12 protein-coding genes are annotated in these 12087 nt (G+C 40.3%); 1 reads left to right on the top strand and 11 read right to left on the bottom strand.

Annotation, left to right across the window (positions count from 1 at the left end):
* Positions 1-16 precede the first annotated feature (16 nt).
* Complete coding sequence (locus BMY14_RS02185; RefSeq protein WP_091828814.1) at positions 17-1663, bottom strand: putative manganese-dependent inorganic diphosphatase; 1647 nt, start codon at positions 1661-1663, stop codon at positions 17-19.
* A gap of 166 nt (positions 1664-1829) precedes the next feature.
* On the opposite strand from BMY14_RS02185, the gene BMY14_RS02180 reads away from it, so the two are divergent.
* Complete coding sequence (locus tag BMY14_RS02180) at positions 1830-2615, top strand: tRNA 2-thiocytidine biosynthesis TtcA family protein (protein WP_091828812.1); 786 nt, start codon at positions 1830-1832, stop codon at positions 2613-2615.
* Between the two features lie 53 nt (positions 2616-2668).
* Here BMY14_RS02180 and BMY14_RS02175 read toward each other — a convergent pair whose 3' ends face one another.
* The 10 genes from BMY14_RS02175 to hisG all read right to left on the bottom strand — a co-directional run bounded on the left by BMY14_RS02175 (position 2669) and on the right by hisG (position 11982).
* Positions 2669-4381, bottom strand: a complete 1713-nt coding sequence (locus BMY14_RS02175) for a phosphoethanolamine transferase family protein (protein ID WP_091828810.1) — start codon at positions 4379-4381, stop codon at positions 2669-2671.
* A 193-nt stretch (positions 4382-4574) separates the two neighbouring features.
* Positions 4575-5309, bottom strand: coding sequence for a SagB/ThcOx family dehydrogenase (locus tag BMY14_RS02170; RefSeq protein WP_091828808.1), 735 nt, complete (start codon positions 5307-5309; stop codon positions 4575-4577).
* 10 nt (positions 5310-5319) lie between these two features.
* Positions 5320-6006 (bottom strand): bifunctional phosphoribosyl-AMP cyclohydrolase/phosphoribosyl-ATP diphosphatase HisIE, encoded by a 687-nt coding sequence (gene hisIE, locus BMY14_RS02165; protein WP_091828806.1) that lies wholly within the window; start codon positions 6004-6006, stop codon positions 5320-5322.
* On the bottom strand, positions 6006-6764 hold the full coding sequence (hisF, locus tag BMY14_RS02160) for an imidazole glycerol phosphate synthase subunit HisF (RefSeq protein ID WP_091828804.1): 759 nt from the start codon (positions 6762-6764) through the stop codon (positions 6006-6008). Before hisF ends, hisIE begins: the two co-directional genes overlap by 1 nt.
* A gap of 1 nt (position 6765) precedes the next feature.
* Entirely contained in the window at positions 6766-7494 is a 729-nt protein-coding gene (hisA, locus tag BMY14_RS02155) for a 1-(5-phosphoribosyl)-5-[(5-phosphoribosylamino)methylideneamino]imidazole-4-carboxamide isomerase (protein ID WP_091828802.1), read from the bottom strand.
* Positions 7495-7697: 203 nt separating this feature from the next.
* Positions 7698-8303 carry an imidazole glycerol phosphate synthase subunit HisH gene (hisH, locus tag BMY14_RS02150; RefSeq protein ID WP_091828799.1) on the bottom strand — a complete coding sequence of 202 codons (606 nt, stop codon included), beginning with the start codon at positions 8301-8303 and terminating at the stop codon, positions 7698-7700.
* Between the two features lie 23 nt (positions 8304-8326).
* A complete protein-coding gene (gene hisB / locus BMY14_RS02145; protein WP_091828797.1) occupies positions 8327-8911 on the bottom strand; it encodes an imidazoleglycerol-phosphate dehydratase HisB in 585 nt (194 codons plus the stop codon).
* Between the two features lie 6 nt (positions 8912-8917).
* Positions 8918-9976 (bottom strand): histidinol-phosphate transaminase, encoded by a 1059-nt coding sequence (gene hisC / locus BMY14_RS02140; RefSeq protein ID WP_091828795.1) that lies wholly within the window; start codon positions 9974-9976, stop codon positions 8918-8920.
* A complete protein-coding gene (gene hisD, locus BMY14_RS02135) occupies positions 9977-11320 on the bottom strand; it encodes a histidinol dehydrogenase (RefSeq protein WP_091828793.1) in 1344 nt (447 codons plus the stop codon).
* A complete protein-coding gene (gene hisG, locus BMY14_RS02130) occupies positions 11317-11982 on the bottom strand; it encodes an ATP phosphoribosyltransferase (protein WP_091828791.1) in 666 nt (221 codons plus the stop codon). The genes hisD and hisG overlap by 4 nt, the downstream gene beginning before the upstream one ends.
* Between the last annotated feature and the right edge of the window lie 105 nt (positions 11983-12087).

Raw genomic sequence — 12087 nt, 5'->3', positions numbered from 1 at the left:
TTATAATTCACATAACTTATGCTTTATATCGTTTTACAGCTTCTGATAAAGGTGGAATGATTTGTTTTTTGCGCGACATAACGCCTGGAAGATAAAGCACGTTGTCACTGGCATTTTTCTTAAAAGCTTCACCGATCAAAGTCTTAGGATCGCCGGCAAACAAAAGATATGTACCTTCTTTGATAATGTCCGTAATCATGACAAGGCTCATATCGTACCCTTCCTTTTTGCAAATCAGGTCCATACTTATTAGCAAATCTGCTTTCATTGCCATAACCGCGTCTGTATCCATAACCGACAGTTGGCTGACAATCATGCGGAATTGCCCAATCTGAAATTCTTTCAAATCATTTTTCGCTATTTCCATAGGTGTCATATCCCCGATACCTGAACCAGCTTTTAACATTGCCATACCATATTCCTGAATATTGATACCGGCAATAGCTGCTAATTTTTCAGCAGTTTGTCTATCATAAGGTGTACACGTTGGGGATTTAAATAAGACCGTATCGGATAGAATCGCCGAGACAAGGACTCCCGCAATTTCTTTTGGCATCTCAACATTGCGATGCCAATGCATATTCGCTATAATTGTTGAAGTCGAACCCACAGGTTCCTGACGGGTAAAAATCGGTTCACTCGTTTGAATATTACCCAAACGATGGTGATCGATAATTTCAATAACTTGTGCTTCCTCAATACCCTCAATGGCTTGGCCACGTTCATTATGATCGACTAAAATAACCCGTTCCCGTTCAGGAAGCATCAGTTGATCACGGCTTACAACACCTAACAAACAGTCATTTTCGACGACTGGATAATTCCGATAGTTGGTTGATTCCATTAAGCCTTTGATATCGCTAAGCATATCCATCGGTTTAAAAGTCGTCACGTCTTTTTGCATGATTTTACTAACTGGCACACACTGATTGATCAGTCTGGCACAAGTATATGTATCATAGGGTGAACTAATGATAAACATATGTCTTTTTTCAGCTTCTTCAATTGCATCAGCGGCAACACGACCATTCCCTGTTACAATAAGACCAGCAATGCCCTGTTTGACACACTCAAGAATTGTATCATCACTACGATCACCAATGAGAACAATATCATGTGCCTTTATGATTTTTTGAATTGTTTTCAAGCTGCCTGCTGCAATCCGCACATTTCCCTTAACCATTTGTCCTGCATCACCGCTAATAATTACATCGCCATCAACAACATCAATAATCGAGCGAAATGTAATCCCGGATTCGGCCAAATTCTGCATATTGAGTTCCGTAAAATATCGTTTTGCTAAGTCACTTACCGTTACAATCCCCACAATTTTTTGTGTTTCATCAACAACCGGTACGGACTTTAAGGAATACTCCCGCATAAGTGCACCTAATTTTCTCAAACTGTCCGTTGCTTTTACAACCGTCCGACAATTAAGCGCAATATCCTTTACTCGTGGATATAAATCGGTAAGCAGCATTGGACTTGGAACATTAAAATGCTCTAAAACAAATTTCGTTTCAGCATTTATTTTTCCAGCTCGTGCCGAGACCACATTTTCTCCCAATGCTTTTTTTAAATGTGCATAACCAATTGCTGCGCAAACGGAGTCCGTGTCTGGATTACGATGCCCGATTATATAAATAGGCTTTGTTGCTTTCATCGAATACCTCCAAGTATTTATATTTCTACATTCACAAAATAGGAATGTTTTAGTATCTATTTAATATTATACGACAAATCCCCCTACTTAGAAAAGAGGTTAGTGTATATTTTTCTTAATTTGCGTTATAATACATCCATAATCTTTAATTAATTCGAGGTGCAGTATGAAACTAAATTTACCCCAAGCCCATTTCAGCCGTTTGATGCGTGCTATTGTTGAGTTTAATCTCATCGAAGAAAATGATCATATTTTAATTGGTCTATCCGGCGGCAAAGACAGTATTTTTTTAACGTACGCCTTAGCTTGCATGCAAAAACGCTTGAAAAAAAAATTCACCCTTGGTGCACTCACCATTAATCCGATGTTTACGGAAACTTTCGATACAACTCGTATTGCCGCTTTTTGCCAAGAACTTTCGATTCCATATTACACTCATGCGGTCGACATTGCTCAAACCATAAAAGATCAAGCTGGCAAAGATCCGTGCTTTACGTGTGCATTTTTTCGCCGTGGTGCGATAAATCGCTTTGCCAAAGAGAATAATTATAATAAAATTGCCTATGCCCATCATAACGATGATGCTGTGGAAACATTTCTTATGAGTCTATTTTATTCGGGGCAATTAAAAACCTTTTCACCAAATACATATCTTAGCCGCACGGATCTGACCGTGATTCGACCACTTATCTATTTTCGTGAACAAGAAATTCGCGATACCATTTCCATTCACGGTTTCAAGCCCGTACCTTCACCTTGCCCACTAGATGGACATACGACCAGGCAAGATGTCAAAGAGCTCATTGTAAAACTCAGCCAAGATAACCCCAGGCTGTATGAACATCTCGCTGCGGGTATGCGCCAAAGTTCACTGGGAGAACTTTGGCCGGAAAGCAAAAATCGCAATCAAATGAAAGAGATCTATGCTGCCTATATGTATGGAGACATTTAAGATTCTCGCACAAAACGCCAGAAGGATAAACCTTCTGGCGTTTTGTATAAACTCTATTCTTCCTGAACTTTTCCGGTTTTGATTTCTGCATCATAGTCTTTACCGCCAAAAATTCGTTTGCGAGTAGCATCAAATTTTTCATCAATGATACTTTTCGTTGGATCAAATTCTGGTGTCTTGATGTCGGCAATTTCAAGCACGGTATGGATCATATCGTCCGTCATATAAGGTTTATTGACAGCCGCCTGAATTTGTGCCCACTTATCGGGATAATTCGCCTTAAATTTATCCGAAGCCCACATAATAACAGGAATTTCGATCATCTGACGCGTTGGATTTTCTTCAATATGTCCGGTAAAGCCACCTGTTTCATCGTAAATTGCTTCACTATGATCCGGCACATAAATCACAATTGTTTCATCATCGCGAAATTTGTCAATAATTCCGCTTACAATATAATCATTGTAGTAGAGAGCATTATCATATTGGGCGATAACTTCTTTCTTCTCATTTGGTATATTGAGTTTGATATCGTCTTTCGTAAATTTAGAAAAGCTATACGGAAAGCGATTATAGTAGAGACCATGCCCACCCATAAGATGAATTACATAGAAATTTTTATCGGCTTTTTCCTGTACAGCCCGATCTACCAGTGGAAACAATTCACCATCAACAATCCCATAATCTTCCCGTGAATCGCGAATTCTTGTAAATTCATGTTTCGTACTGTGTTCCGCATAAATCTGAGCTACGTTACCCCAAACCCCGGAACTTTCCTGATTAGACAGCCAAAACGTCTTATACCCGGCTGCATTCATAACATCAATTAAATTATTATATTCATACCAGTCTTTATCCGATTCATAATCACAAAATGTAAACAATTTGCTCAAAACAGCTATGGTTGTCGAATGGGGACTCACACAATCCGTAAAGACACTAAGTTCATTTTTGGCTTTCAATGCATCCAAATTCGGTGTATTAGGGACATTATAACCATAAAGATGCATGTGATTCCGATTGGTGGATTCACCTAAAATAAACACAATATTTCTAATTTTACTTTTATTCTCTGTTATCGCGATATCCGTATTGAGTTTAGACGTCAATGTATGATACGCTTCCATATTTTTATAAGCAACTTCCGCTGAAGCATAGGCTCTTTGCATTGGCAGCAGCGGTTCACTATAGAAAAAATCCGTATAAACAACAAGCATTCGCACTGTATAAACTAAACTAACACCCAAAATACCAAAAATAATTTTTCGCTGCACACGTCGACTAAAGTGCAAACGTGAAATAAGCTTATATTTTTTGATCGCAGCAAACAGCCCAATTAAGAAAACCACTCCAATGATTTCTGCTGCACCAAAATACATATTACAAAATTCGAGTGCCTCACGCGAATTGGTTTCGAGTAAAGAATTGACAATCCCCGCCCCAATTAAAGCTTTATAATTATACATAGCCACAAATTCAATCATAAACGGAATGCCGCTGCCAACAACTAAAACGATCTTCATAATGTTTTTCAGCAGAGGATTACGGAAGATTTGCAGTAATGCTGTCACGAACGTTACACCCAAAAATAAGCTAAATCCATACCCTATCATCACTTCGATCTTATCAGCATTCACCAAAGACCAAGCCAGCGTTGTATAGTTAAATAAAAAAAACAATACCATAAAAACTGCATTTTTACGAAACAGTTTTTGTATCCGAATTACCAAACGTAAAAATCTTATTTTCCACACACTTCTATTCACGTTTTTTACCCTCACTCCAGTGATAGACTAAAACCAATGGTACATCTACACGATACTTAAAATAGTAAAATTCTTATTTAAAACTATCTTAGCATTACTACTATAGACTATAAACAACCTTTTTTCAATCTTTTTTAAAAATAATTGAAAAAAGGTTGTTCCTGTTAAGCAGAACAACCTTTTTTCGACTATTTTATTTGCCAACCGCTGCCGCGTAAATGGCAAACTGACTTTCACCATCTACACCAAGAACGGCATTTAAGCGTTCATCGTCAAATGCCCCGATCGCACAAACGCCGCTATTAATCGTCCGCGCTGCCAGATACAGATTCTGACAAACATGGCCTGCATCAAGATGTAAATACCGATAGGCACGCTGACCATACGCATAAGCCATGCGTTCTAAAACCGCCATCCAGATAAAAGTCACGGCACAAGTTTTAACCATTTTTGGGTTTTTGAAAGCAGGCACCATGACCTCATTCAACTCCTCGCCTGACTGAACCAGCAAAAGTGCATGTTCGAGTGCCAAAAAGCGATATAAACCTGGTGTCACACCTTCCACACGATTTATATAAAGATAGGTTTCCAGTGCATGCCGGGCTCCCGCTGACGGTACATTTCGAATACTTGTACCTTGCGGCATAGCCATTTTAACACCTTGCGTACACCACAATAAGTAAGACAATTCAGCCAGTGTCAATGGCGTTTCATGATACTGCCGAACACTCGTCCTAAGTTCGATTAATTCAAGAAAATTTATTTCCTGATCTGCCAGCATATCCGGTTCCGGCAATTTTATAATACTTGAATCCTCTGCATAGGGCAGCTGCAAAGGCGGCGGTGTTAATTTTTTATCTCGATCACAATCGCTACAGTTTGCACAAGTCGATTGTTTCATATATTCTTGGCCAATTGATTGTTCCATGTACGACTCCTTAGTTTTCTTTATCCTCAAATCTATGATATTTACCACCATTACGACGATTCAGTAGTTCACCGAACAATTCATCTGGTGAAATGTTATGAAAAGCCAACAGCACTAAACAATGATACCAAAGATCACCCATTTCATAAAGAATTTCTTCCTTATCCATGTTTTTCGATGCAATGATCGTTTCCGCTGCTTCTTCACCGATCTTTTTCAAGATTTTATCCTGTCCCTTTTCAAACAGATAATTTGTATAAGATCCTTTTACAGGATTGAGCTGACGATCCTTGATGACAGCATATAAATCATTGAGAACTTCTGCCAGTGAACGATCCGCTGCAGCTTCGCCTTCTAAAACAGCAACTTTGGCGCCCGTATCCGTAAGACTGCGCCCGCTAAAGCAGGAATACGTACCGGTATGACAAGCAACCCCCGTCTGATGAACCCGCACTAAAAGCGTATCGCCATCGCAGTCATATGAAATTTCTTTCACACGCTGCACATTACCGGATGTTTCACCTTTTTTCCATAAACTTTGCCGGCTGCGGCTGAAAAAACATGTAAAGCCTGTGGCAATTGTTTTTTCCAGAGACTCTTTATTCATATAAGCAAGCATCAGAACCTGTCCATTTTCTTCTTGAACGATTGCTGGGACAAGTCCATTTTGATCAAATTTAACCTTATTCATATCCATTATAGCCTTACCTCCACGCCACGTGATTTTAAATACTCTTTCACTTGTCTTACCGTAAATTGCCCATAATGAAAAACCGATGCGGCAAGCACAGCATCTGCTTTTCCCGCTGTAAGTACTTCATAAAAATGTTTCATTTCACCAGCACCGCCCGAAGCAATAACTGGTACATTAACGGCTTCTGACACAGCCCGTGTTAAAGCGATATCATACCCATCTTTTGTGCCGTCTTTATCCATACTCGTTAATAGGATTTCTCCCGCCCCCAAAGAAACAGCCTGTTTAATCCATTCAATACAATCAAGACCAGTTGGCGTACGTCCGCCATTAATGAAAACTTCCCATGTATGTTCACCTGACGCACGTGCATCAACAGCCAAAACAATACATTGACTGCCAAACTTTTCAGCCCCCTGATGGATTAGTTCCGGGTTTTTAATAGCGGCTGTATTTAAGGAAACTTTATCGGCTCCGGCTTTGAGCATTTTACGCATATCTTGTGTCGAGCGGATTCCCCCGCCGACCGTAAACGGGATAAAAACTTGCGATGCACAACTCGAGGCCACCTGCACCATTGTATTACGTTCTTCATTCGAAGCCGTAATATCCAAAAACACAAGCTCATCCGCACCTTCTTTATCATAAAGCGAAGCAAGTTCCACGGGATCTCCGGCATCGCGCAGTCCCACAAAATTCGTGCCCTTAACAACACGACCATCTTTTACGTCAAGACATGGAATAATTCGCTTTGTATACATACTATTCCTCCTTTGCAAAAGCTAAAGCATCTTCTAATACCAATGAATTGGTATAAATAGCCTTGCCGACAATGACACCTTCTACACCATCTTTACCAGCTGCTTTTACCTGACGGATATCTTCCATCGAGCTGACCCCGCCTGACGCAATCACTTTAATCCCACTGGCTTTTGCAAGTCTAGCCGTTGCTTCTACATTAACACCGGACAGCGTTCCATCACGCGAAATATCCGTGTATATAATTCTTTCAACTCCAACCTGTGCCATTTTCACGGCCAGTTTATCTGCTTTAACATTACCCGAAACACCCCAGCCATCTACTGCCACAATACCAGCTTTGGCATCAATGCCAACAACGATTTTCGAACCAAACTTCGCGCAGGCTGCTTTCACCAGTTCAGGACTGCGTACAGCAATCGAACCTAATATCACTCTCGCAATACCAAGATCCAAAAGCATTTCAATATTTTCCAGAGTGCGAATTCCGCCCCCCAGCTGAATTGGTATGGTAACGGTCTGCAAAATCGCTTCAATTGCCGCCGCATTCATTGTTTTGCCAGCCAATGCACCATCCAAATCAACAACATGCAAAAATTCAGCACCCTTGTCAGCCCACTGTTTCGCCATAACTTCCGGTTGATCGGCAAAGATTGTTTCCTGTTTAAAATCACCTTTGGTGAGTCTAACACATTTTCCATTACGAATATCAATTGCGGGGAAAATAATCATTGTTTCGTATCCTCCTGCTAAAAAATATATAGAACGAATTAAAAACTCTTTAATATATGGCATTAAACATTTTATATGGCAATCGTCAGGAATTGGATATAGGGCTCCGTGGCGTTACGTAGGAAGCAAACGATGCCCTATACCCCATTTCTGGCAGCCTCCTAATAGGTTAGATGCAATTTCTTTAATGCCACTTATCTATATTATACGCTTTTAATAAAATTTTTTAAGATCAAAAGTCCGATATCACCGGATTTTTCCGGATGAAATTGGGTGGCCTGGATATTTTTTTGTGCCACAGCTGCCGTTACCTGCTGACCATACTCCGTAACCGCAGTGATAACCGAAGGGTCTTCGGGAACTGCATAATAGCTATGAACAAAATAAACATAAGGCGACTTTGGTAAAGAGTGAAAAAGTGGTGAGTCCGCACCAACTTCCAAAGAATTCCATCCCATATGAGGAATTTTAAGTGCCGGCGCATAAATTTTTTTAACCATACCTTTTATAATGCCTAATCCTGCTATACCTGGTGATTCTTCACTACCATCAAACAAGATCTGTAATCCAACACAAATACCTAAAAACGGTTTACCAGTGGCAACAGCATCCAGAATCGTCGGAATCAGTCCCGATCCAATCAGATTTTGCATACAATCACCAAACGCCCCAACACCTGGTAAAACAATTTTATCCGCTTTTGTTATTTCTTCGGCATCACTGGTCACAATTACGTCAGCGCCGAGCTTGACGAACGCTTTTTCTACGCTAAATAAATTTCCTACCCCATAATCGATGATTGCTATCATAGGTCAACCCTCCATCATCTTTGTTAAAGTGTTCCTTTTGTCGACATCACACCATGAATCCGCGGATTTTTCTGGACGGCCTGACCCAAGGCTTGACCCAAAGCTTTAAAAATTGCTTCCACTTTATGATGTGAATTGCTGCCATATATTATTTTTACATGCAAAGTAATTCCGGACTGCATACTAAAGGCCCGCAAAAACTCTTCTGTCAATTGGCTGTCATATTGTCCAATCATCGGTGCCATTTCTCCTGCGTCGTAAACCAGATAAGGGCGACCGCTTATATCAAGTGAAACCTGAGCCAGCGTTTCATCCATGGGTACAAAACTGGTTCCGTACCGCACAATACCTGCTTTATCGCCAAGAGCCGTTTTTACCGCCTGCCCTAATGCCAGCCCAATATCTTCGACAGTGTGATGACCATCTACCTCTAAATCGCCATCACATTTTACCAGTGTATCAAACAAACCATGTTTACTAAATAGAATCAGCATATGATCAAAAAAACCAATACCAGTATCAATATCGGCTAAACCTTCACCGTCGGCATTGAATTTGACCTGAATGTCTGTTTCTGTCGTTTGCCGAACAATTTTTGCCTCACGCATCGAAAATCAAACCCTTTCCATAAAATCTTTTAGCGCTTTAAACCATTCATCATTTTCTTCGCGGCGACCAATTGTGATACGCAAACAATTCGTCAGCCTTGGTGCATTGCCAAAACTACGCACACCAATCCGAATATTTTCTAAATACTCATTGAGTTCAACCGCTTTATCATATTTTATTAAAATAAAGTTGGTTTCGGATGGATAAACGGTAAGCGCTGGCAAGGTTTTGAGCTGCTTGATCATTCGTTTTCGTTCAGCGATAAACATTTGGATACGCGGAACAAATTCATGCCGCATTTGATATACAATATCAGCCGTAACAAGTGATAATACATTAACATGATATGGCATACAGGCTTTATCAATCATTGCCGTAATTTCTTTTGCTGCCAGCATATAACCAACTCTTGCCGCTGCAAGACCATACGCTTTTGAAAAAGTTCTGGCAACAATCAGCTGCGGATATTTAGAAAGCAACCCCGCTGCCGATTCACCATAAAATTCCACATAAGCTTCATCAATGACAAACGGGCAAGTAATGTTTTGCGCGATGTATTCAATTGTCCCTAACGGAACCACGTTTCCAGTTGGGTTATTGGGCGTACAAATTACTGCCAATGCCGCCTTGGAACTTTTAACCGCCGTAATAAATTTTTCGGCATCCAGTGAATAATCTTCTTCAAGTTCGACAGGAACCCCCATCGACTCACTGTATTTTACATAAATACCATACATCGAAAAAGATGGCTGCGGATAAACAATTTTGCGGTTTTTCCCACCAAAGGCAAAAAACAATTTTTCCAGTATTTCGCTCGAACCATTACCAATGAGAATATTTTCGGTCTGCAAACCAAAATTTGCGGCAATTTGTTCTTTCAAATCGTCCATTTCCGTGTTCGGATAGCGATTAAATTCCAGTCTGGACAAGCGTCCCATAACTCGATCTTCTACGATTGGCGGCAAATTCATATTGCATTCATTCGCATTTATTTTTATATTCCAGTCTTCTTCTGTTGTATCATATGTTGGTAAATCAGCAAGACCGTCTCTATATTTCAACAATTATTTCATCCCTCTCAAGCGAATTGCATTCGCATGGGCATCAAGCCCTTCTGCTTTGGCTAAACGAATAATATCATCCTGTACGGACATAAGCGCTGGCTGCGTATAGGAAATAATACTCGTTCGTTTCATAAAGGTTTCTACATTCAGCACCGAATAAAATCGTGCCGTCCCCCCCGTTGGTAATACATGATTTGGTCCGGCAAAATAATCTCCCAATGGTTCCGGCGAATAAGGTCCAAGAAAAACCGCCCCTGCATGCCTTACATAAGGTAAAAGTTCAAAGGGCTGCGCCGTTAAAATTTCCATGTGTTCCGGTGCTGACACATTAGCAAGCTCCATAGCCTGCGTTAGCGTTTCGGCAATCACAATCAAACCATTTTTATCTAATGAAGCTCTGGCAATCTCCTGCCTTGGCAAATTTGCCAGCTGCAGCTCAAGTTCCTTTTGAACCTGCTTTGCCAGTTCTTCACTATCGGTAATCACGATGCTGGAAGCCAGCGTGTCATGTTCAGCCTGGCTGAGCATATCTGCTGCCGTATAGACCGGATCCGCTGTTTTATCAGCTACAATCAGTATTTCACTTGGTCCGGCCAGCATATCAATATCGCAATGTCCGTATACTGCTTTTTTGGCCAATGTAACAAATATATTTCCCGGACCGGTAATTTTATCAACACGGGGAACAGATTCTGTACCAAAAGCCATCGCGGCAATTGCCTGTGCCCCACCGATTTTAAAAATCTTCGTAACACCGGCTTCGCGAGCTGCAATTAAAACGTAAGGATTGATTTTGCCATCCAGGGCCGGCGGCACCATCATAATGATTTCTCCAACACCAGCAACTGCAGCTGGAACAGCATTCATAATCACGGAAGAAGGATACGAAGCCGTCCCCCCTGGCACATAAATTCCGACTCGATCAAGTGGAATCAAAGCCTGTCCCAATATCGAACCATACTCACGATATGTCATCCAAGATTTTGGTTTTTGTTCCATATGATAAGAGCGCACATTAGCCGCCGCTTTTTTTAGTGATTCCACAACCGCTGGATCTGCTTCTTGCTCTGCCGCTGCATATTCTTCTGCTGTCACGAGAAAGTCGGCTGGCGAAAAATCGACACCATCAATCAGCTTCGTATATTTCATAACGGCGGCATCACCATCTTGACGCACAGCCTGAACGATTTTATCAACAACCTGTGATGCGGTTAAATCCTGACCAAATAAGATTTTATTTTTTTCCTGAATCTTTGGATTCAATACAACTTCATCAAAGGCTGGTTTCGTCAGCATTTGTTTTATTTTGTCTATACCAAGTTCTTTAGCGCTGACAATTTTCATTTTGCTTCACCGCTTTCTAATATTTGGCGCAAATCTTCTACCATTTGATTAATGCGATTGAATTTCATTTTAAAACTAACACGATTGGCAATGAGCCTAGCCGTAGCATCCGCAATATAAGCAATTTCTTCTAAATTGTTTTCTTTAAGTGTTGTACCAGTTTCAACAATATCGACGATACTTTCGGACAAGCCAACAATTGGACCTAACTCAATGGATCCATTAAGTTTAATAAATTCCATCTGCATCCCTTTGCTATTAAAAAAATGTTCCGCTGTCTTCGGAAATTTCGTTGCAACTCTGGTGTGCATATAGTCTGTTAATTTAGCTCTTTTAGCATCTTTTGGCACCGCCATCATTAAATGACATTTACCGAATTTTAAATCCAGTAATTCATAGACATCTTTTTCCTCTTCCATTAGAACATCTTTGCCAATAATGCCAATATCTGCCGCACCATACTCAACATAAGTCGGCACATCTGCTGTTTTTGTTATAATAAATTTGATCTTTTTTTCTTCATTTGTAATGACAAGTTTTCTAGACTTCTCATGTAAATTTTCTGCGGTATAACCGATTTTAGCAAGCAGCTGGGCCGAAATTGAAAATAATTTTCCTTTTGGTAATGCAATTGTTAAATATTCCATATCACTTGAAGTCATAAAATAGCCTCCGATGTTTTATTTCTTTAGTTATTTAAAGCAATAATATGTTACTATATTAGCATCAAAGCTTAAATTAGTCAATATATTTTACAGGGTTTTTAC

The sequence above is a fragment of the Propionispira arboris genome, from assembly GCF_900109225.1.
In the GTDB taxonomy this organism is placed as follows: domain Bacteria; phylum Bacillota; class Negativicutes; order Selenomonadales; family Selenomonadaceae; genus Propionispira; species Propionispira arboris.
Note: the sequence above shows the minus strand (reverse complement) of the source record. Positions and strands in the feature narration are given on the sequence as shown.